At 45.4% G+C, this 22584-nt stretch carries 21 protein-coding genes; 5 read left to right on the top strand and 16 right to left on the bottom strand.

Annotated elements, in window-relative coordinates:
* Window positions 1-4: 4 nt before the first annotated feature.
* From MHI37_RS15515 to MHI37_RS15465, 11 genes are all read right to left on the bottom strand, one after another.
* Window positions 5-940 carry an FAD binding domain-containing protein gene (locus MHI37_RS15515; RefSeq protein ID WP_076338651.1) on the bottom strand — a complete coding sequence of 312 codons (936 nt, stop codon included), beginning with the start codon at window positions 938-940 and terminating at the stop codon, window positions 5-7.
* A 21-nt stretch (window positions 941-961) separates the two neighbouring features.
* The gene (locus tag MHI37_RS15510) at window positions 962-1891 is read right to left on the bottom strand and encodes an ABC transporter permease (RefSeq protein ID WP_076338650.1); all 930 of its coding nucleotides are present in this window, start codon (window positions 1889-1891) and stop codon (window positions 962-964) included.
* 17 nt (window positions 1892-1908) lie between these two features.
* Window positions 1909-3000 carry an ABC transporter permease gene (locus MHI37_RS15505; protein ID WP_076338665.1) on the bottom strand — a complete coding sequence of 364 codons (1092 nt, stop codon included), beginning with the start codon at window positions 2998-3000 and terminating at the stop codon, window positions 1909-1911.
* A gap of 35 nt (window positions 3001-3035) precedes the next feature.
* Window positions 3036-4571, bottom strand: coding sequence for an ABC transporter ATP-binding protein (locus MHI37_RS15500; protein ID WP_076338649.1), 1536 nt, complete (start codon window positions 4569-4571; stop codon window positions 3036-3038).
* A gap of 94 nt (window positions 4572-4665) precedes the next feature.
* Window positions 4666-5823 carry a BMP family ABC transporter substrate-binding protein gene (locus tag MHI37_RS15495; RefSeq protein WP_076338648.1) on the bottom strand — a complete coding sequence of 386 codons (1158 nt, stop codon included), beginning with the start codon at window positions 5821-5823 and terminating at the stop codon, window positions 4666-4668.
* Between the two features lie 15 nt (window positions 5824-5838).
* Window positions 5839-6522 (bottom strand): NTP transferase domain-containing protein, encoded by a 684-nt coding sequence (locus MHI37_RS15490; RefSeq protein WP_076338647.1) that lies wholly within the window; start codon window positions 6520-6522, stop codon window positions 5839-5841.
* A complete protein-coding gene (locus MHI37_RS15485) occupies window positions 6437-7486 on the bottom strand; it encodes an XdhC family protein (RefSeq protein ID WP_076338646.1) in 1050 nt (349 codons plus the stop codon). The genes MHI37_RS15490 and MHI37_RS15485 overlap by 86 nt, the downstream gene beginning before the upstream one ends.
* 68 nt (window positions 7487-7554) lie before the next feature.
* On the bottom strand, window positions 7555-8880 hold the full coding sequence (locus MHI37_RS15480) for a 5'-deoxyadenosine deaminase (RefSeq protein ID WP_076338645.1): 1326 nt from the start codon (window positions 8878-8880) through the stop codon (window positions 7555-7557).
* Window positions 8881-9155: 275 nt separating this feature from the next.
* On the bottom strand, window positions 9156-10100 hold the full coding sequence (locus tag MHI37_RS15475) for a serine hydrolase (protein ID WP_076338644.1): 945 nt from the start codon (window positions 10098-10100) through the stop codon (window positions 9156-9158).
* A gap of 16 nt (window positions 10101-10116) precedes the next feature.
* A complete protein-coding gene (locus MHI37_RS15470) occupies window positions 10117-11520 on the bottom strand; it encodes an MDR family MFS transporter (protein ID WP_076338643.1) in 1404 nt (467 codons plus the stop codon).
* 102 nt (window positions 11521-11622) lie between these two features.
* Entirely contained in the window at window positions 11623-11877 is a 255-nt protein-coding gene (locus tag MHI37_RS15465) for a hypothetical protein (protein ID WP_076338642.1), read from the bottom strand.
* Between the two features lie 202 nt (window positions 11878-12079).
* On the opposite strand from MHI37_RS15465, the gene MHI37_RS15460 reads away from it, so the two are divergent.
* Entirely contained in the window at window positions 12080-12697 is a 618-nt protein-coding gene (locus tag MHI37_RS15460) for a DedA family protein (protein WP_076338641.1), read from the top strand.
* A 180-nt stretch (window positions 12698-12877) separates the two neighbouring features.
* Window positions 12878-14329 carry a SulP family inorganic anion transporter gene (locus tag MHI37_RS15455; protein WP_076338640.1) on the top strand — a complete coding sequence of 484 codons (1452 nt, stop codon included), beginning with the start codon at window positions 12878-12880 and terminating at the stop codon, window positions 14327-14329.
* Between the two features lie 70 nt (window positions 14330-14399).
* On the opposite strand, the gene MHI37_RS15450 is transcribed toward MHI37_RS15455, so the two are convergent.
* Together MHI37_RS15450 and MHI37_RS15445 are read right to left on the bottom strand one after the other, a co-directional pair.
* A complete protein-coding gene (locus MHI37_RS15450; protein WP_306010683.1) occupies window positions 14400-14675 on the bottom strand; it encodes a hypothetical protein in 276 nt (91 codons plus the stop codon).
* A 26-nt stretch (window positions 14676-14701) separates the two neighbouring features.
* Window positions 14702-15145: a DUF6376 family protein gene (locus tag MHI37_RS15445; protein ID WP_076338639.1), complete on the bottom strand. Its 444-nt coding sequence runs from the start codon at window positions 15143-15145 to the stop codon at window positions 14702-14704.
* A gap of 120 nt (window positions 15146-15265) precedes the next feature.
* On the opposite strand from MHI37_RS15445, the gene MHI37_RS15440 reads away from it, so the two are divergent.
* Window positions 15266-16678, top strand: coding sequence for a hypothetical protein (locus MHI37_RS15440; protein WP_076338638.1), 1413 nt, complete (start codon window positions 15266-15268; stop codon window positions 16676-16678).
* On the opposite strand, the gene MHI37_RS15435 is transcribed toward MHI37_RS15440, so the two are convergent.
* Both MHI37_RS15435 and MHI37_RS15430 read right to left on the bottom strand, forming a co-directional pair.
* Window positions 16662-17246: a hypothetical protein gene (locus MHI37_RS15435; protein WP_076338637.1), complete on the bottom strand. Its 585-nt coding sequence runs from the start codon at window positions 17244-17246 to the stop codon at window positions 16662-16664. The genes MHI37_RS15440 and MHI37_RS15435 overlap by 17 nt on opposite strands.
* 135 nt (window positions 17247-17381) lie before the next feature.
* Window positions 17382-19604 (bottom strand): MMPL family transporter, encoded by a 2223-nt coding sequence (locus tag MHI37_RS15430; protein WP_076338636.1) that lies wholly within the window; start codon window positions 19602-19604, stop codon window positions 17382-17384.
* Window positions 19605-19737: 133 nt separating this feature from the next.
* Here MHI37_RS15430 and MHI37_RS15425 point away from each other — a divergent pair, with 133 nt between their 5' ends.
* Together MHI37_RS15425 and MHI37_RS15420 are read left to right on the top strand one after the other, a co-directional pair.
* Entirely contained in the window at window positions 19738-20358 is a 621-nt protein-coding gene (locus MHI37_RS15425) for a TetR/AcrR family transcriptional regulator (protein WP_076338635.1), read from the top strand.
* A gap of 23 nt (window positions 20359-20381) precedes the next feature.
* Window positions 20382-20666, top strand: coding sequence for a DUF3817 domain-containing protein (locus MHI37_RS15420; RefSeq protein ID WP_076338634.1), 285 nt, complete (start codon window positions 20382-20384; stop codon window positions 20664-20666).
* Between the two features lie 103 nt (window positions 20667-20769).
* On the opposite strand, the gene cysI is transcribed toward MHI37_RS15420, so the two are convergent.
* Window positions 20770-22494, bottom strand: coding sequence for an assimilatory sulfite reductase (NADPH) hemoprotein subunit (gene cysI, locus MHI37_RS15415; RefSeq protein ID WP_076338633.1), 1725 nt, complete (start codon window positions 22492-22494; stop codon window positions 20770-20772).
* Window positions 22495-22584 lie beyond the last annotated feature (90 nt).

Raw genomic sequence — 22584 nt, 5'->3', positions numbered from 1 at the left:
CTATTTACGTATCATCCCTCACTGCCTTCCACAACTCCGCGGCGATTAGATTAGCCGCTGTAGACTTCCGATATTCGGCAGAAGCGAATAGATCCTCCCTTGGCTCATAGAGCTGCAAAACTCGCTCGTATGCATGCTGAAGCAGCTGGTTGTCTACGATTGCTCCTGTAATTTCCTTCTCTAATTTATCCAGTCTACTCGGAACCGTCTGTCCTCCACCAACCGCTATACGGATATGCTGAATCACCCCGCTGCCTGTTAATCTTCCATTGATGCAGATGGTGGCGACTGAAGGCGTAAAACCCTCACGCCGTCCAACTTTATGGTAAGCGCCAAAACGCTTCATTTGCGAACTTAATTTATCAGCTTCATCGCTGCTTATCGTCTCCTGCTCCATTTCTTCAAAGGGAAGCACCATTTGGAGCAGCAATCGCTTATCATCATGCTTAGCACCCTGACCTGTTTGCAGCCAATTCATTAATAAGCTGCGCTGCTCAGCTATTCCGTCAAACCAGATCACTTCGGCATCATATCCAAGCAGTGCAACAATCGAATCACCTATATAGCAGGCTACATTGCCCCCGATCGTCGCTAATTGACGAATAGAAGGTGCTGCAATCGTGCGTATAGCCTCCGTAATCATCGGAAAATGACGCTGGAGAAGCATATTCGTTCGGCAGGACTGCAGCGTTGCTTGGCTTCCGATTAGGAAGCCCGCTTCTCCAATTCTCAGCTCACGAAGTCCTCGAATAGTACTCAAATCGATGAAATGCTGCGGCATAGCTGCCATGCCTGATTCCCAAAATGTCCGAAGCAGCGTTCCTCCTGAAATGTAAATGCTCTCTGTTCCATAGGTTTGCTTCAACTGCCACGCCTCTTGAGGCGTTTGCGGATGCCATACTAGAGGAGACGCCAAAGTCTCTTGCACGTTCATACCCATAGTTCTCTCCTCCCCTTTTCTTTAAAATCGCTGCTCGCGAATGTAAGGTATGCCGAGGGATTCCGGCGAGCCAGATGGCTTGTTGCGATTTCGCCACCCGAGAAACATGAGCACTAAAATGGTCACTACATAAGGAATCATTTTTAAGAAATAGGATGGGATCTCGCTCCCTATTAGTTGAATGCGGAAGCCGAGCATATCGAGCGCTCCGAAGAAATAAGCGCAAAAAAGTGCACGAATCGGATTCCATCTTGCGAAAATAACTAAAGCAACCGCGATCCAGCCGCGGCCTGTTGTCATACCTTCCGTCCAGGTTGGCGAGTATACGAGCAGTAAATCCGCACCAGCCAGACCGATGAGGATTGAGCCAACCATAATATAGCCATAACGAAACACCTGCACATTAATGCCCATAACATCTGCTGTGGCAGGATTGTCGCCCATCGCTCGCAGATGCAGTCCCCAAGAGGTGCGGTGAATAAACAAATGAAGGGCAATGACAAGAACGAAGCTGAACCATGTAAATAAATCAAGATGAGCAAAGATTCGTCCGATAAACGGGACGCTCTCGAGCCAGGGCATATCCAGCTTCGGTACCGCTCTTGGCACTGGGATTCCACTGAACGGTTTGCCTAGATAGGCGCTAAATCCAGCACCGAATAAAGTCATGGCAAGCCCGCATACAATTTGATTCGCTCGCAGTGATACGCTTAGAAACGCATGAACGCCGCCTAACAACAGGCTTATTCCGCAAACAGCCAACAGCGTAATTCCGAGGCTTCCGGTTTGCAGATACGTCATACATGCCGTTACGGCACCCATCAGCATCAGACCTTCTGCGCCAAGCTGGATAATGCCTGAACGCTCGATCAATATGCCGCCAAGTGTTGCGAACAGCAGCGGAGTACCGGAGGATATAGCAGCGAGCAGCATTTGATACACGATTTCCATCGGTTATACGCTCCCCTTCAACGGATTCTGCGGAGACGAAACTTACTAATTGTGCCGCCTGCAATAAGAAAAAATAAGATAGCACCTTGCAGCATCTCGGAGATTGAGGAAGGCAGTCCGATCGTTTGTACGCTGAATCCTCCTACAATAAGCCCGCCAAATAGAAAAGCGGAAACGACAAGGCCCGCTGGATGTAATTTGGCAAGCCATGCGACAATAATTGCCGTATACCCATAGCCTGGGGATATACCGTACATAAGGCGATGCGTTACACCGGATACCTCAGCCATTCCCGCAAGACCGGCTAACCCCCCGCTGATGAGCATGACTAACAAAATATGTCTGCTAATTCGAATGCCTGCATGTTTAGCCGCTTCGGGATTTGCTCCAATCAGCCGCAGCTCGTAGCCCCAGCGTGTATATTTAATAAGGAAGCCATAAAGAACAATAGCAATAATGCCAAACAATAGGCCGAGATGTAGCCTTGAATCTCCGAGAACGGGTAGAGACTGCGCAGCAGTAAACACCGGAGTACCTGGAAAGTTCATCCCCTGCGGATCCTTCCAAGGCCCAAACACAAAATAATCCAACGCAAGCAGTGCGACATAATTAAGCATCAGAGACGTAACCAGCTCATCCACTTGGAAGTAGGTGCGTGGAATCGCCGTCAACAAGCCCCAAAGCCCGCCAGCAGCAATGCTGAATATAATCATCGTTGGGATAATGAGCAGGCCTGGCATATTCGGAAAATAAATCGTGACAGCCGTTGCGGCCATCGCTCCTGCCGCAAATTGTCCTTCCGCTCCGATATTCCACACCGATATCCGATAAGCAATCGCTACGCCAAGGCCGCATAACAGCAGCGGAATAGCTTTAACGAGCGTTTCTGTTAAACCGTAGGCGGTACCAAAGGCACCCATGAACATTTTCTTATACACAGGGAGCGGATTCATACCGTTGGCTGCAATAAAAACACCGCATACGATCAGGGCAAGCAGCACCGACACAAACGGAATCCACCACGAGCTGCCTCTCTTTGAGCTGTCGATTTCGATCCGATAGGATCGCCATTTCATTTTGCTAGGCTTTGGTACAGCCTCGATAGCCATTGTCCCGCCATTGGTTGAAACCGGCTCATGCTCACTCATCCCGCTTCCTCCTCTGAAGCGTGAAGCCCTGCCATATACATCCCGATCTGCTCACGATCAGCATCCTTGCCGCTCATTTCGCCTACAATCTGACCGTTGTAAATAACAAGAATGCGATCTGACAGCTGAATGACTTCGTCCAAATCCTCTGAGATGAGCAGTACACTTTTCCCTTCGTTTCTCATTTCATCTAATAGCCCATGCACCCCTTCCGTTGCTCCAACATCAAGCCCCTGCGTCGGATGAACCGCAACCATCAGCAGCGGCTCTTGATTAACCTCTCTAGCAAACAGCAGCTTTTGTTGATTACCGCCCGACAATTGCTGTACCGGCGTCTCAAGATCGGGTGTCCTCACATCAAATTGCTCAACTAGCCGCTGCGACCAAGCTCGGTTCCTGCCCATTCGGAGAAAGCCAAGGCGTGAGCGCTCCATGGATCGATAGGATTTGAACAATAAATTATCTACGATGCCAAGACCGCCGGCCAAACCGCTTTTCATGCGATTTTCGGGTACATGGGCGATTCCCGCTTCAATTGCCGCCCTCACAGATCCGTTCCGTAGTGCTTTGCCTGCAAAATGAATCGTTCCTTGCTTCCAGCTCCGCAGCCCGGTCAAAATCTCAGCGAGCTCCTTTTGTCCATTGCCCGCCACCCCTGCTACACCTACAATTTCACCTTCATTGACATGCAGTGAGAATCGATCAAGCGATTTTCTGCCGTGATCCGCATATACATCTACCTGGTTTACGGCAAGCAATACGTTTCCTTGCGGACGAGGCTTGAAAGCTCTCTCCTCTCCTATTTCTTTCCCTACCATAAGCTTAGCCAGCTCGCGCTCCGTTGTGGCTGTTTTCGCGATCGAGTGAATCATCTTTCCTTTCCGCATGACCGAAATATGATCCGCTGCCGCCATGACCTCCTTCAGCTTGTGCGTAGTTAGAATAATAGTCTTTCCTTCTGCCTTCATCCGCTGCAGCGTTGCAAACAGCTGCTCCGCCTCGCCGGGAGTCAGTACCGATGTAGGCTCATCTAATATAATAAGATCCGCACCCCGGTAGAGCGTCTTAACGATCTCTACTCGCTGCTGCTCTCCAACAGAAAGCTGCCAGATCGGAAGATTAACTGGGATCGCTAATCCAAAACGATCCGCAATCGCTTCAATTTCCTGCTGCTTCTCCTTCAACCATTTGGCCCCTCGCCAAAAAGACGATTTCTCTCCTAACACGATGTTCTCTGCGGCAGTTAACGTCTGAACAAGACGGAAGTTTTGAAACACCATGCCCACTCCAAGCCTCATGGCATCCTTTGGCGAACGAATTTTCGCTGGCTCCCCATGAATGAGAATTTCGCCGCTGGTTGGCCGATATACGCCCGACAGCATGCACATCATCGTACTCTTGCCAGCTCCATTCTCGCCGAGCAGCGCATGAATTTGGCCTGGTTTCGCATGAAAATCAACATGATCATTTGCTGACACATGGCCAAATTTTTTTACAATTTGGCGCATCTCTATCGAGTATTTTTCATGCATACCTTCCCTCCTCCGCTGATTCCAAACGCTGTTTATAGATCAACCAATCCTTGCATTCAAGGATTGGTTGATTTAACTTTATTTTTTCAATCTGCTATTTCGGAAACGTTCCCTCGACACCCTTAACGAACCAGTCCATAACCAAAATATCTTCTAACGTCAACGTTTTGCCTTCCTCCACCTTTACGACTCCCGATGCGTCAATAATTGGTCCAGTAAAAACACTTAGCTCTCCTGCAATGAGCTTTGCCTTCGCATCATTCACTAACGTCCTCACATCCTCTGGAACACTTGCTCCAAACGGTGCAATATCCACCATGCCGTCAGCAAGTGAACCGGAATACTGCTCGCTTTTCCACGTTCCGTCAATGATCGATTGCACAGTTTTTGTATAATAAGGACCCCAATTCCAGACCGGATTCGTTAAGTAGGCTTCTGGTGCGAAGCGTGTCATATCCGAATCATTGCCTCCTGCTAGTGCCCCCCGCTCAGCAGCAGCTGTTAGCGTAGCAGGTGAATCCTGATAAGCAAGCAGCACATCCGCTCCTTTGTCCAGCAAGCTTACCGCTGCTTGTCGCTCCGTTGTCGGATCAAACCACGTATTTGTCCACACGACATTTATGGTCGCATCCGGATTTACACTTTGAACGCCAAGTGTGAAGGCATTAATGTTATAAATGACCTCCGGAATCGGGAAAGCTCCGACATAGCCGATCACGTTTTTCTCAGTCATCTTTCCGGCTGCGATACCGCTCAAATAGCTTGCGTCATAGTTTTTACCAAAAAAAGTGCCCATATTTTCATTCGTTTTATAACCTGATGTATGAAGGAACTTTACGTTAGGAAATTTTTTGGCTACATTAAGCGTATATTCCATATAACCAAAGCTTGTTGTAAAAACAACATCGTGATTTTGAGCAAGCTCGGTTATAATTCGCTCTGCATCCGCGCTCTCCGGTACATTTTCGACCGTGTCCGCTTTAATGCCGAGTTGTTCTTCCATGAACAATCTGCCCTTGTCATGCTCGAATGTCCAACCGCCATCACCTGGAGGCCCGATATAAACGAATGCGACACGTGGAAGTTTTGCAGGCTCATCTGTACTCGCACCAGCTTCTGTTGTTCCCGTTGGCACATTAGTCGCACCTTCGTTTGCTTGGTTCGTATTGTTGCTTGAACAACCACTAATGATCAGTACGAGCATTAAAAGAAAAGCTGCACCTGTAAATATTACTTTTTTTTGCTGTTTCATACCGTTCCTCCCCAACTATCTATTTTTTCGAGAGATAGCCATTGATAAGTTAGCATACCGTTCTCTCGCAATGTCCATGTCTGAAACGGTATCGATGTCCATTAATGCGGGCCCATCCAATACCGATAAGCCTTCCCCTTTAAATGCAGGTAAGTGAAACAATTTACGCGCCCCCTGATCACCTTCCAGACGCGCAAGCGAAGCAAACATCGAACGGGATAAGACAGCAGGCGGCATCAAAATCATCGATTCCCCGCTTGCGTCATATGAAGCAGTAGCAACATAATCCAGCTCTGGTCGTTCAAGCCAGAACTGTATACGCTCCGTTAACATACGAGATGAAACAAATGGCTGATCTGCTAAAACTACCAACACAGCGTCAAGTGATGAATCAAGGGCAATTAGCGCTTGGAGCCCGGAACGGATAGAATAAGCGATACCCTTCGAGGCCTCAGTGCTGCTCACGACATGAACAGCTGCTGCATCATCCAGACCCGACTTGCTATAACATTCCTCAGGAAACCAATCCAATGGGTCCTCTGGATGCACGACAACCATAATACGTTTAACAGGGCTGGATAATAAAGCAAGAAGCCCTTCCCCTGCGAGTGGTTTATTTTTCGCCAGCTCTAGAGATTGCTTGCGAACCCCCATTCGCCTGCTCAGTCCTGCGGCCAAATAAAGGGCTGAAATAACCATCCTTTATCCTCTCCTTCTGAGAACGCTGCTCATGTCCTGCTCGTATGGCAATGAGCTCGGCAGCAACGCTCACTGCAATTTCATTCGGACCATCCGCCCCTATGGAGAGACCGATTGGAGCCCTCACATTCGAGGGAATTAGAAACGTTTCAAACAACGTTCGAATTCGTTGCTTGGAGCCCATGATTCCGATATATACGAGCTGCAGCGGCAAGGCAAGTCGTATCATCTCCTTATCCTGCTGCAAATGATGGCTGCAAACAATTAAATAGTCATTCGTTCGGAAGCTAAGCTGCTCGACAATTTGCTCTGGAGATCCAACGATACAATCCGCTTCAGGATATCTCTCCTGCGTACATAGTGAAGACCGCCAATCGGTTACGACAACCTGAAATCCAATATGCCGAACCAACCCATAAATGGCATCCGCATCCTTGCCTGCTCCGAACAAAACTAATCGCGGTCTTGGACTAATCTGTATCGACAATCGCTTCTGATCCGCTTCCTGCATGATGAAATTTCCAGTCCCATCCTGTATATCATCATGGAGCGTATAACTCATTTCATCTGCTTCCCAACTTCGCGTAAGCCTAACAGGAGTCCCCATATCGTTCCTCTCCTTAATTTTTAGTAAGATTGCACGCAGCCGTACATCGACGGGTTCCAGCAAAATGCGAATTTCTCCACCGCAGCCTATACTCTCGCCCCAGATCACGTCCTCTCCTTGCTTTAAGTTATAGTCAATTCTCTCGAATTGGCCTGATTCCCATACCCTCTCTGCTCTTTCCAACAAATCATTTTCAAGACACCCTGGACTTAAAGAGCCAATTTGTTCATTGCCTAGCTGGAAGAGCATGGCCGCTCCTGCTTTACGGTAAGAATGGCCATCCACACAAATGATTGTCGCTAGTACAGCTCGACCTGCTTCCTTCATTACCGAAACCAATACATCGTGCATATCCATTTGTTATCCCTCCCTAGCATCAGCCCATGCGGCAGCTGCATCTAATGCTTTGAACGAATTCTTTTTTTTCAAAGTCTTTGGAGCAAATTCCGCAATGAACGATCCGCCTCTTTAAGCACAACCTTTTTATCTATCGTTTTTACGAGCTTATTCTCCATGACCAGCTGCCCATCAATAATTACGGTATCCACATCGCCTCTCGTTGCCGCATAGACGACTCTGGAATACCAATCCGCATCAAAGGAAGGGTACACATGAAAATCCTCCAAATCAAGAAGCTGCAGGTCAGCCAGCTTGCCAATTTCTATACTTCCGATTTTGCTTTCTAAACCGAGCACCTTCGCTCCGCCCATCGTTGCCATCCGCAGCACTGTTCTCGCGTTCATGACAGTGGGGCCATGCTTTACCTTTTGCATATAGGCTGTTAAACGCATTTCTTGAAACATATCCAGATTGTTGTTGCAAGGAGCGCCATCAGCTCCAATCCCAACGTCAATGCCCTGTTCCAGCAAAAATGGTATTTCAGCTACTCCGGATGCCAGCTTCATATTCGAGCCTGGACAATGTGTTACCTTGACACCTCGTTCACGAATGATACGTTTTTCGTCGTCATTCAGCCAAATACTGTGTGCTAACACTAAATTGGGCTTCGCTAATCCGATATGATCCAAATACACAACATTTCTCATCCCGCGCTCTGCTTCAACGATTGCGATCTCGCCTGTATTTTCCGAGGCATGCGTATGCACCATGACACCATACTTTGCAGATAAATCACGCACTCCGATAAGCAGCTCCTCCGTGCAGGAGACGACGAATCTCGGACAAAACGCATATTGAATTCTTCCGTTCTCAGCGCCATGCCATTTTTCCAATAAATCCACACTATCTTGAAGCGATTTTTGTGTGTTTTCTTGCAGAGCTACTGGAACCTCAGTGCCATGATCCATCATTACTTTTCCCGAGACTGCCCGAATGCCGCTTTGTTTTATCGCTTGAAATGCGAAATCCGTGTAATGGACTGTTTCCATATCCAATATCGTTGTCGTACCGCTTCGTATCAGCTCGCCAATCCCAAGCATTGCGGAGTAATAAACGGAATCCTCACTGTGTGCGGCCTCCAGCGGCCATATTTTTTCTTTTAACCATGAAATAAGCGACAAATCGTCAGCTCTTCCACGGAATAGTGTCTGACAAAGGTGGATATGAGTTTGAATGAAGCCAGGCAACAGCACCTTTCCAGCTGCATCGATGACTTGGTCCGCTCCCCTTGCATTCAATCCAGCTCCTATTTGCACAATACGATTACCTTCAATGAATACATCACCAGTAAAGATATCATCCTGATCATTCATCGTCATAACAACTGCGTTCTGGATGAGTAATGAGCTCATCTCATCCCTCCTTGTAGCCAGAATCATTGTCAAGAATTAATATTCCGAATATTCTGACTTTTATTGAAGTGAAACGTTCTGAATTGAGTTAGCTTTCCTAACATCATAATGCAGAACTTTCCGATTATCAACCATTTTTCTAATTATTTATACGCTCCATTCGTTGGAATCGTTCTCATATGACATATACATAACGCGATATAGACGAAATAAAAGGCATCGATTCATCATCGATACCTTTTTGTTTGAACTATGTTGACAAAGTAACACTCCATTCAATGAACAGAGACTGCCATATAATCCGGAATAATATGCTCGAAAATTAGCCGTCTTGCATATATGGCATCATTTCGCTTCGTTACCTTTTTGCGAACAACAATGACAAGCTCATGCTCAGGCACGATAAGCAAATATTGACCACCATGACCAAAAGCAAAATAACATTCGCATTGGCCATTATGGCTCACAGGCGAGTGCCACCAATGATAACCAAACCCGCCATAAATCGGAGGTTCGTACTGCAGCAATCCTTTATGATGCAGCATCGTAGACTCGTCTACCCAAGAGGACGACACGATCTGCTTGTTCTCAAACCGTCCTCTTTGAGCAACAAGGCTGCCGATTCGCGCCATATCTCTACCATATAGATACAGCCCCGTTCCCCCTTTATTAATTCCCGCTAAATCCGACCAGCGCGTGCCATGAAAGCCAAGTGGACCGAATAAATGCTCATTGGCGAAAGATAGTGCCGACATGCCAACTGCTTTGGTCAAAATTGCCGCTAATAAGTGTGAACCTCCTGAATTATAGGCAAAGGCTGTTCCAGGATCAGAGATAAGCGGCTGCTTAAATACAAATTGAATAGGATCTTCTGCCGCTTCAAAATCTTTATACGGTTTATCAAAATCAGGCCAATCGAAGCCCGGCGTCATCGTAAGCAAATGCTTAATCGAAATTTGACTTAACGCACCGTTGATTTCTGCAGGATGCTCCAAGTAGTCTGTAATCGGTTGATCCACATCGGTTAGAAAGCCTTTATCGATCGCAATGCCAATGAGCACCGACAATATACTTTTCGTGCAAGAATATAACGGACCGACGGAATCTTTTCCACTTACATACCATTCACCAAGAAGCTTCTCTCTTTGATAAATAACAACTGAATTAATTTTCCATTCGCGGAGCAGCTCACTATATGCCTCAAGATCCAAAGATTTCATAAGCTATTCGACCTTTCTATGAAGCGATTCGTCGCTGCTGCTCAGTCTGATTAAGCTTAGGCAAAGCAAGAGATACCAAAACAACAAGCACCGATAGAACGGCTACCCAAACAAATATCGTATGCAAGCTTGCAGCAAGAACAGCGGAATTGATTACCTCCGCTTGCCCCGTATGCAGGAGCAAGCCGAAGACCGTGATTCCAATAGTCTGACCTAAAGTCCGAATAAAATTATTGCTGGCGACAGCTGAGCCGCGCTGCTCCCATCCAACCGCTGACGATACAGCGACAGTTAGCGATGTCAACGATAAACCAAATGACAAGCCTGCCATAAACGTGAATACGATGAATAAGACAATTGAGGTGGAAGCTGTCAGCGTTGCAAAGCCGATACTGCTTGCTAATAGAAAGCCTGAGCCGATTACACTGATAAAGCGCAAGCCTTTTTTGGCAATCCAATTACCGGCCAAAATCGAGCCGAGCGGCCATGCGATCGATAACGGAATCATAGCAAGACCCGAATAGGTTGCCGGCTTGCCGTAGACGCCTTGAATCCATAACGGCAAATAAAAAATAATGACAACATTAATAACGCATAACAAAAAACTAACCAGATTCGCCATACTAATGATCCGATTGCGGAATAACTGAAATGGAATAATGGGCTCGGGCGAGCGGCGCTCGATGACCGCAAAAAGAATAAAGAAAAGAATAGCTATGGCAAAAAACGAACCGATTCTCACCAAGGGGAGACTCTCAGCCGAACCCTCCCGAAGCAGCGTCATCCCATACAGGAAGCTGAACATCGCAATCGTAAACACGGCTATGCCAGGATAATCGATATACCTCTTTTTCTTCTCAATCGTCTCCCGCAGTGATGTGAACAATAAATAAATAGCCACAACGCCAAACGGCAGATTCATGTAAAATATCGCTCTCCAAGATATGTAATCCACAAGCAGTCCGCCAGCCATGGGCCCGGAGATACCCGCGATTCCCCAAATGCTGGACATCCAGCCTTGTACCTTGGCCCGCTGCTCGAAAGGATATAGATCAGCGATAATCGTGTAGGGTATGGTGGTGAGTGCTCCCGCCCCTAAGCCTTGAAGCGCGCGAAATAGGATAAGCTGATTCATCGTCTGTGACAAGCCGGACAGCATGGAGCCAGTGAGAAATATGAGTGCACCGATAATAAACATCCTCTTGCGGCCATATAAATCAGAAAGCTTACCATAAATAGGTGTTGTAATGACGGTTGCAAGCAAATAAATCGAAATAATCCAGCTGTATTGTTGGATGCCCTTAAGCTCTCCAGTTATGCTGGGCATTGCTGTACTAACGATCGTTCCTTCAATTGCAGCTAAGAACGTGGCGACGAACAAAGCAACTGTCACTTTTTTACGGGTTTGATTAGCGTTCATTGTTCATCCTTTCAGCATCTGCGTATAGAAAATATAAATATTGAAGATTATCTATTCTATTATGATCGCTGTAAACGTGAAATATCAACGTATTTATTCATGTTAGGATGTTTTCACCTGATTTTGCTGATTTTGCCGTTTATACTGCATACACTCGCACGTGCATAATCTCAAAATATAAGGCGGTTTTTCACTTTCTTCCATTAGCCAAAAGCTTTTATCGGCAAAGAGCTGGCATAACACCCGTTCAGCCGTATTGTTTGCTGCTTGTTCTTCTGTAAGCAGGGTGACGCATACTGTAAAACATAACGATTCAAACTGCCTCAGCTTTTCAATCTTTTTCTGAAAATCAAACATGAGAATAGCCGCCCCTTCTTACAAATAAAACCTATTCTCTATTGTAGCTGGTGCTTGGATGGAATAAGTTACGAAATGGTTAAATTTGAATCCTTCTTGTTCTTCCTGCGTATGAGAGGTATCCTTTCGAATTTGAATATGTTAACCTAGTTGAAGCCATATGAACTCTGCAGTACTAATTGGAAGATAAGGATGTTGTTAAATGTATGATTTGCTATTAACTATAATAGAAGAAATCGGCTATTTCGCCCTGTTTCTCGTCTTATGTCTCGGTTTGATTGGCTTGCCAATCCCGAATGAAGCCGTTGTGATGACAGGTGGCGCTCTTGCAGAGTCTGGCGTATTATCGCCTTTACCTGCATTTATAATGACCTTCCTAGGCATATGCTCTGCGATGACCTTTGGCTATAGCATTGGGAGATTTGCTGGTAGCAAGCTATCCAATTGGTTCAGCAGCAAAAAGAATATTAGTAGATTCGTCGCTAAATCCGAGCAGCTCAGTGATCAATACGGCGGCTACGCGATTAGCCTCAGCCTATGCCTGCCTTTTTTAAGACATGTAACTCCTTATGTGATGGGAATGAACCGTATGCCTTACAAGCGGTTTGTCATGTTCGCATATCCTTCTGCTCTGATTTGGACACTCATCTACTTCATCATCGGTTCAATTGTAGGCGATAAGGTACAGGATTTATCCAATCATATCTATCAATACGGTATTTGGATTATTGTTGCACTCGGCGCTGCCATTGCGGGCATTATAACCATTAAACATTTTAAAGGCAAAGAAAACAAGGATCCGGTTGATCGGCCCATGTGAAAATCGATTTAATAAAGGAAGCATCGCAAACTGCGGTGCTTCCTTTATTTATGATTTATTGTATAATAACGCTTAGTATGCAACGACCTAAACCTTTCTGAGTTTAGAAAGCTATCATAATCAAATGGTAATCGCGTTCAGTTGCTTCGTCTAACTAAACTTCAAGGAGGCTTCTTTGTTTTGCTCGAAAAACTTAAAAAATCTTGGTTTTCAAATGTTCGCGGTGATATTTTAGCAGGGATAACTGTTGCCCTTGCTCTTATTCCAGAATCGATCTCCTTTTCGCTAATGGTAGGGGTCGGTCCAATGGTTGGTCTTTATGCCTCATTTTGTATCGCGGTTATCATTTCGATCGTTGGCGGGAGACCAGGAATGATCTCAGCAGCTACGGGTGCAATGGCATTGTTAATGGTATCCCTTGTCAAGGACCACGGCATTGAGTATTTATTTGCCGCTACCATTCTTGCCGGTGTTCTGCAATATGTTATGGGCGTTTTAAAGCTGGGCCAGCTTATCCAATTTGTCCCACAATCTGTCATGCTTGGTTTTGTAAATGCACTTGGCATTCTCATTTTCACAACTCAGCTCGTTCATTTTGTCGGTGCTACCTGGATTATGTATGCATTAGTCGCCTTAACCTTAGTTATTATATACACGCTGCCCAAATTCACCAAAGTCATTCCTTCACCTTTAGCAGCTATTATTATTGTTTCGATTATCGCTGTAGCCATTGGAGCTGATCTTAAAACGGTTGGCGATAGAGGCATCATTGAGAGCACATTACCGCTATTTCATATTCCGGACGTACTATTCTCTCTCAAAACACTTTGGATTATTTTGCCCTATTCCTTCTCATTATCGATTGTCGGCATATTAGAGTCACTCTTAACCGCTTCCGTTCTCGATGAGATGACGGATACGACCAGCAATAAAAATAAAGAAGTAAGAGGGCAAGGCATTGCGAACGTTGCAACAGGTTTTTTCGGAGGAATGGCAGGCTGTGCCTTGATCGGACAATCCGTTATTAACGTCAAATCCGGCGGCCGTTCAAGGCTTTCAACGCTTGTAGCAGGCTCCTTCCTGCTATTTCTAATTATGGCCTTAAGCGATGTCGTCAATAAAATTCCGATGGCTGCCCTTGTTGGTGTCATGATTATGGTTTCCATCAGCACCTTCGATTGGAAATCGGTTCTTCAAATTCATAAGGTGCCCCGTACTGATGCATTAATTATGATCGTTACCGTCATTATCGTTCTCATTACGCATGATTTATCTAAAGGCGTTTTTGCAGGTGTCGTGCTAAGTGCGTTTGTTTTTGTTGGAAAAATGGCAAAGATTCGTGTAAGCATTTTATCGAAAAAATCAGAGGCTCGCACCTATAAAATAACCGGTCAGCTCTTTTTTGGAACGACCAGCCGCTTCGTCACACTATTTGACTATCCAAACGACCCAGCCCATGTGACGCTTGATTTCAGCAGCTCCCACATATGGGACCAATCTGCTGTTACGGCAATAGCAAAGGTGAAAAGTAAATATGAGCAATTAAATAAGCAGGTCTCCTTTGTTGGCCTTAACGATGACAGCAAGCTCATCATCAGCAACCTAGGCTTAACCTCCTCCAATGGTCATTAAACATAAAGAAGCACATACGGTCACTCTTTCAAAAGAGTGGGAGCGTATGTGCTTCATTTGTCTGAATATACTATTCTGCTTTCTCCAGCTTTTCCTTCGCTGTGTCAACAAGGAAATCAAATAGTTCGTCCTCTTCTTCCAATAGATCCTCTAAAGCCAGCAATTCCTCTTCCTTGCCTGATTGATTCAAGAAAAACAATCCGTAGCCCCATTCTTTGCCCTTCTTGCTATGCAAAGCAATCTCATACTCATTTACTTGTCCTTCTACTCCAAAATGAACCTTGCCCACATAACCATCTTCCTTAGAATAGGTCATTGAGGCTTCCAACACATTGATGTTAATCACGATTATTCTTCCTTTCTATTCCTGCATTACGGTGTAAGCTGACTCAATTGATTTAACAGCTCGTTAATTTTGTTCATCGTATCCGGAATACCTGTAGAATCGAATGCGGCTCTTCCCTGCTCTATATTCGTCAGAGCTTTATCCAGCCCTTGCTGAAGCGTCGCATTGTATTCGGTCAACGATTCATGAAGTTTTGTTGCGTAATCAGGCACCTGAAGTCCCTCATAGCGAGTGATCTGCTGCTTGAGTGCCTGCAGCTGCTCGATTAGAGTTGTTCTAGCGTCCAGATCCGCTACGGCTTGCTCCGCAAGTGTATTCATATCTTGCCCGAAATCCTTTAACGATTGTAAGTAGTCCGTTGTCTCTGTTGCAAAATTTACCGTTTGTCCTACTTCATTTATAATACCACAGCCAGCAGTCAGAAGCATTAAAGAGAGCAGCAACAGCATCGATACTCTTCGCTTAATCATTCTATTCCCCCTCGGTTGTCTCCCATACGTTCAAGATGAACGCCTATCTGTGTATTTGCATACATTACTATACGAATTCAGTTCATACTGGTTTCGTGTATGCCACAAGGAGATGATCGGATGGACATTCATTTATCGGCGCTACACTGGGTTTACCTGGGCTTTGTTATTGCCATTATTGGCTTTATGCTAATGCGGCGAGATACGACGATTATCTGTATTGCAGGAATTTTAGGAATCGGCATATTGGCAACTACTTCAGCAAGCGGTTCAGTAAGCGGTATTTTCAACAGCTTTATTTTCGCGATTAAAGAGCTGATTGGAACGATTTTAATCATATCCATTATCGTCGCCATGAGCCGAGTGCTCATACGTACTGGCATAAATGAAATTATGATCTCTCCATTCACTCGTTTTCTAAGAACACCCGCGCTGGCCTTCTGGGGCATCGGCCTTATTATGATGGTTACATCATGGTTTTTTTGGCCATCACCCGCAGTAGCTCTTATCGGTGCTGTATTGCTGCCTGTTGCCATTCGTGTCGGTTTGCCCGCGCTCGGAGCTGCCGTTGCCATGAACCTATTTGGACACGGCATTGCCTTATCTGGTGATTATATCATTCAAGGAGCACCTAAGCTTACAGCCGATGCGGCAGGTATTCCGATTAACTCCGTCATGCAAGCCAGCATTCCGTTAGTCATCGTAATGGGTGCAGTAACGACAACTGTCGCCTTCTGGATGATGCGCCGCGATCAGAAGCTGGGAACATGGCGTGACGGGCTAATTACGACAACAGATGCTAACGATCAAATCTACGATCCACATGCTGAGGCTGATCGCAGCTCACTGTCACTAAGTACGAAGCGCTTACTCGCTATTATCATTCCTATATTGTTTGCATTAGATGTATTTGCGATGTTTTTGCTCGATCTTCAAGGTGGCGATGCCACAGCTTTAATTGGCGGTACTGCTATTCTCATTATGCTTCTGATCACGATGCTGACCCATAAAGGGAAAGGCTTCGAGAAAACAACCAGCTATTTAATTGAAGGCTTTTTATTCGGCTTTAAAGTATTTGGCCCTGTTATCCCCATTGCGGCATTCTTTTATTTGGGTGACTCTGGCTTCCTAGCCATGTTTGGAGAGAAGCTGCCAGAGGCCTCTCATGGGATTGTCAATGATTTGGGTAACGCGCTCGCACATGCTGTGCCCGTCAATGGCGTTGTAGGTTCGATCACATTAACCGTTGTCGGAGCTGTCACAGGTCTTGATGGGTCTGGCTTCTCAGGCATTTCTCTGGCTGGCTCCATTGCTCAGCTATTTGGTCATGCGATCGGATCTGGCATTGCTACTTTGACGGCGCTTGGTCAGGTAGCTGCTATCTGGGTAGGCGGCGGTACGATTATCCCTTGGGCTCTCATACCAGCTGCAGCTATATGCGGCGTAGATCCCTTCGAGCTGGCACGTCGGAATCTAAAACCAGTGCTGATCGGACTAACGGTGACTACAATTGTAGCTATGTTCTTGATTTAGCTCCCTTATATCTGCGATAAAGCAATAGTCCGGATGAAGCTGCAACGATTACGCTCAAAAAAACAATAAGATTTCTCGCAAAAACATCATTAGACAGCTGTTCTTCTAAATTAGGCTGTGGCGGAAGTGATCCGCTGCCAAGCACCATAAACTGCTCATCAGCTTTACTATGTAGTACCGTTTGACTGCAAAGGTTAACCTCAAGCGCTTTTCCTGTTGCCGTCGCATAGACCAAATACCGTTCTCCCTCTACGAACTCATAGCCGCAGCTATCACTGCCTTCCGCTGTAAGCACTTCGATGGTTGGCGATACATGCCCCTTCCAAACTTCATTTACTTGAAAGCTTGCTTTGACCGCCTTCACAGAGGAGCTTAACAAACGCGCGGATGTTGGTTTTACTTTAGTTACCGTACCTTCAAAAACGGCATCACTTCTTACGTCAGCCTCTTGAACTGAGCCAGGCTTCACACAGCTGCATGCCGCAGCTCTAGCTGGAAATAAAAGCGCACTGCTGCTTATCAAAATAGAAACGGCCAGCCATACCTTAATAAAGCGTATTCTTCTCAATATGAATTCCCCCGACTTTTCTCTATAATAGGCAGACAGCCCTCTAAATAAGACGTATGTGATTGGGAAAATGTTTCATTTTTAGGAAAAGAAAAAGGGTTGAATCTTATGCAGCATAAGATTCAACCCTTCTTATTAATTTCTTGCTCTTAGCTTAGGCTCTTCTATAAGCTCAACCTTGGCTGGCCAAAATGCTTTTTTGCCAAGCAACGCTGTAATGGCCGGCACTAGGAATGGGCGTACAATAAAGGTATCCATTAACACACCAATAGCTGTAATTAGACCAAATTGGACAAGCACTTGGATCGGAAGAGTTGCTAAAACAGAGAAGGTTGCTGCAAGAATAAGTCCTGCTGATGTAATTACTCCGCCAGTCTCTCCTACCCCTTCTTTAATTGCTTGCTTCAAAGGCATTGTTTTGCGTTTCTGCCAAATGCTTGAGATCATGAAAATATTGTAATCCTCTCCAAGCGCGATAAGGAAAACAAAGGAGTAGAGAGGTATCGAGGCTTGAATCGCATCAATCCCCATAAAGTAATGAAGAATGATCCACCCAAGGCCAAGTGCTGCACCGTAAGACAGCAACACCGTTCCGACTAAGTAAAGCATCGCCACAATCGATCTTAGGTAAGCTACGAGCAAAAGCATAATCAGCACAATGACTAAAGGAATAATTACGCTATTATCGTGGTTGGTAAGCTGCCTTGAATCATACTGGGATGCGGTTTGACCGCTAATCCATACCTTTTGGTCAACATCAGCAACGTTTGCGCCTAGTAAAGCCGTCTCGACTGCTTCTCTTAGCAGCGGGATCGTATCCATCGCTTCTTGTGAATAGGGATTGATATTCAATATGACAGAATAGGAAACTAAATTCGGATCATCCAAGCTCTCCTTCGGCTCTTGAACATGATCGACGAGTGGAACGCCTGCCAGCTTGGCAGCTAGATCAGCTCCTGCACCCTCTGTCTGAATAGCAACGGTGACCGGAGCCAAATCGCCCGGTGTAAACGTCTTGGAAATCACTTCAAAGCCTTCTCTTGATGGCATATCTTTAGGGAACGAAGACAATAAATCATAAGTGAACTTGATTTGGCTGCTGAAGCTAGCGAGAATTCCAAGCACAACTACAGCAGAAATAACCACTGTCCAAGGCTTAGTGACAACGATATTCCCCACTTTGTAGCCAAGCTTCTTCTCTGGGTCAGGCTTGCGGAATGTTTTACCTTTCTTTGCAGCACGAGCTTGCTCCATCGCTTCCGTACGTGGAAGAAATGGATAAAATGATGCTCGGCCGATAATGGCAAGCAAGGCTGGGACAAGCGTTAAGCTAGCAATTCCCATAACAAGTATAGATAAGCTGAAAGGGACTGCGAAGCGATCATAAGCACCGTATTTTGCCGCTAATAAAGCAAGCAAGGATAGTACCACTGTAAAGCCGCTCATAGCTATTGCTCCGGACGCATCTTTGAATGAACGCTTTAATGCTTTCATTTTATCGCTCTCACGCGTGAGCTCTTGCCGGAAATGTGAGATGAAAAATAAGCAATAATCCGTTCCAGCACCGAATAAGAGAACCGTCATAATTGAAATCGCTTGTGCATCAACGATGATCCAGCCCTCACGAGCCATCCATCCGAGCAGCGGACTCGTTACTATATAAGCAAAGCCAACCCCGATAAGCGGTATCATTGCAAGAATTGGCGAACGATAGATAAGGAGCAGTAATATAAGTACGATGAATACTGTAGCAATTAACAGAGAAACATCGGCGCCTTTAAATAATCCAGTCGCATCAACCGTGATCCCTACAGGACCGCTGATCCGCACGCTCAGTTCAGTCGCATCGTTAATGGCAATAGCAAATGGATCTCTGCCCGATTCATTTCCAATAATCGTTTGAATCGCTTCTATATTTTCTTTCAAAATTTCGGTTTCAGTCTGCTCTGCAAAAGAGATCGGTTGAACTAGCGTTGTACCGTCCTCTGAAGTGAATTGCTGCAAAGCCGGCATTGGCAATTGGTGCAGCGGCACCAGCTCTCCCTGCTCCTGCAATGGCTGTTCAACTAATGTTTGCGTCGTTTTCTGAACAAGCAAGTAGTCTTCCTCAGTCAGTCCACTCTCACGATGCCATACAACGAGAGCTGGAATACCCGATGAGCTAGGAAACTTGTCTTTAATCAATTGTTCTGCAATGACAGAAGGACTATCAGACTCCAGGTTTTGTGCATTATTTTGCTCCATATCACCAACAGCGGGAAGAAATACGCTGAGAAGCGCTGCAATGACTATCCATGCAATCAAGGTTACCCATTTGGTACGAGGTCCTGCGATGATACCAGCTAATCTTTCAATCATGTGTTACATCCTCCATTTCACATTTTGGCTAATATCGTTTAAAATAAATGAATAGCATAATTTAATTATATATACCCGAAGGTTAATTAATCAATCATTATTTTTTACAATATTATGAATGGAGGGTACGGTAATGATCGATGAGCCTACAAAACGCAAACCAGGCCGACCCAAAGGCACAGGTACAATACAGACGATGCAGCAAATATTGCGCACTGCTGCTTATCTTTTTATGGAGCAAGGGTTTGAGAAGGTATCACTGGAGAGTGTTGCTAAAGCTTGCGGTGTAACGAAAGCCAGTGTTTATTATTATTACGAGAATAAGTCTGTTCTATTTACAGCTTGTCTTCAATTTGTTCTTAAGATGGCTTACGACCAAACAGCCAAATTTATTGAAGGGCCTGGTACACTAAAGGAGCGGCTGTATGAGGTTGCTGTACGTCATATGAAAAATGCTCATGTCGAGTTTGAGACGATGATGAGAGAAGCATCCAGCGGATTATCTGAGGAGCAGGTTAATGATATTCGAGCAAGCGAGAACGCACTGCATGAGCTGATTGGGAGAGAGCTTCAGAAAGAAATGGACGCTGGAAATATTAACAAAGGAGACTCCCTTCTGCTTGCCCATGTCTTTACAGCTATGCTAACCGTACGAAATCGCAAAGAAATCATAAATGCTGATAAAAGTGTGGAACAAGCTGCCTCTGAGATCGTAGATATACTGTGGGCCGGTATTGAACCACACAAAAACTAATTTTATTTGGAGGTAAGCATTTCATGTTGAAGACCGCTTTAGGCCGATTTCGCATCATAGGTTTCTTGGAAGGAGTTTCCTTTATATTGCTCTTAATTGCAATGCCGTTCAAATACTTTGCTGATTTACCGCTTGGTGTGACTGTTATTGGCAGCTTGCATGGATTATTATTTGTTCTTTATGCTTTTGCACTGCTTCACGTATGGATCGTTCACCGGTGGTCTTTCTTGAAAGCTCTAATCGCATTTATAGCATCATTTCTCCCCTTCGGTACTTTTATACTTGACAGAAAAATGCTAAGCAAATAAATATTAAAGCTAGTAGCTATAAAAGAGTAAAATTCAAAAAACAGGCTGTCTCACAAGTCGTTTGATCTACTTGTGGGACAGCCTCGTTTTTTAAAATATAGCATTAGCTATGAAACTCTTGACCATCATTTACGGCTTTAACATAACCCGCACGGATTACAAAATCTCCGAAATGCTCCCCTGTTTCACGCTCTTTGGCATACTGATTAATGATCGGCTTCAGCGTGTCGATGATCTCAGTCTCGTCAATATTTTCAAGATAAAGCTTGTTCAGCCTCTCGCCTGCAAAGCCAGCACCCATATACATATTATATTTGCCGAGTGACTTGCCGATGAAAGAAATTTCTCCGAGAGCTGGTCTCGCGCATCCATTCGGACAGCCAGTCATACGGATGTTAATTTCCTTGTCACGAAGTCCTGCTTCGTTAATAATCGGCTCCAGCTTATCAATCAGCTCGGGCAAGTAACGCTCTGCTTCCGCCATTGCAAGTCCGCAGGTTGGCAAGGAAACACAGGATAAGGAGCTTCTGCGCAGCGCAGAATGCTGTGCCCCGTCCGTAATTCCGTATTGCTCAGCCAATTGCGTAATTTTACGTTTCTTCTGGCTGCTGATGTTTCCGATAATGAGATTTTGGTTTGGTGTAATTCTGAATTCGCCGGTATGAAGCTTCGCAATTTCACGAAGTCCTGTCATTAACGAATAGGTTTCATTGTCCTCGATTCGCCCGCTTTGGATATATACCGTCAAATTCCATTTGCCGTTGCTGCCCTTTAACCAGCCATAACGATCGCCATTATTATCGAATGAATAAGGGCGAACGTCCTCAAGCTGCCAGCCAAGACGATTTTGAAGCTCGGTTTTGAACCAGTCAATGCCATGACGGTCAATGGTATATTTAAATCTAGCGTTTTTACGAATCGAACGGTTTCCGTAGTCCCTTTGAATCATGACGGTCTTCTCTGCCAGCGCTACGATGCGCTCTGGAGGACAGAAGCCAATGACTTTCCCTAGTTGAGGATACGTAGCTGTATCGCCATGAGTCATACCCATACCGCCGCCAACCGAGATGTTAAAGCCCTTCAGCTTGCCGTCTTCAACGACAGCAATGTATCCGATGTCCTGTGAGAATACGTCAACATCATTATAAGGGGGAATTGCAAATCCGATTTTGAATTTACGCGGCAGGTACACTGGTCCATAGATAGGCTCGACCTCAGTACCGTCCTGCTGACCATCGACAACCTTCTCGCCATCAAGCCAAATTTCGTGATAAGCACGTGTACGTGGAGCCAAGTGATCATTCACTTGACGAGCCCAGTAAGTAACCTCTTCATGAAGCTCTGACTGAAAAGGATTCGGGCTGCACATAACATTACGATTTACGTCTCCGCAGGCAGCTAGTGTCGTCATAAGCTCGCTGTTGATTTTTTGCAGCGTGGGCTTCAAATTCCATTTTAATATGCCATGCATTTGAAACGTTTGACGAGTCGTCAAACGCAACGTGCCGTTGCCGTATTTATGCGCTAATTCATCCATAGCAAGCCATTGCTCAGAGGTAGCTACACCGCTTGGCAAAACTACTCGAATCATAAACTGAAATGCAGGCTCTAGCTTTTGTTTTTCACGCTCATTACGCAGATCTCTGTCATCCTGCATATAACTCCCATGAAATTTCAACAACCGATTGTCATCCTCAGGCAAGCCCCCTGTAATCGGATTTCTCAAGGTTTCGACTAGCGCACCGCGCAAGTAGTTGCTCTCGATTTTGATATGCTCTACTTCGCTTGGCGGGCCGCCGATAGGCTTAACCAATTGTTCTTTTGCCATTGTTGCTATCTCCTCTCACAATCATTAACGCACTCTATATAAGTTAAACTAAACATTTAGTTTTGGTCGCTGCACGAGTAGATCATTCTT

The sequence above is a fragment of the Paenibacillus sp. FSL H8-0548 genome (genome assembly GCF_038630985.1).
In the GTDB taxonomy this organism is placed as follows: Bacteria; Bacillota; Bacilli; order Paenibacillales; family Paenibacillaceae; genus Pristimantibacillus.
Note: the sequence above shows the minus strand (reverse complement) of the source record. Positions and strands in the feature narration are given on the sequence as shown.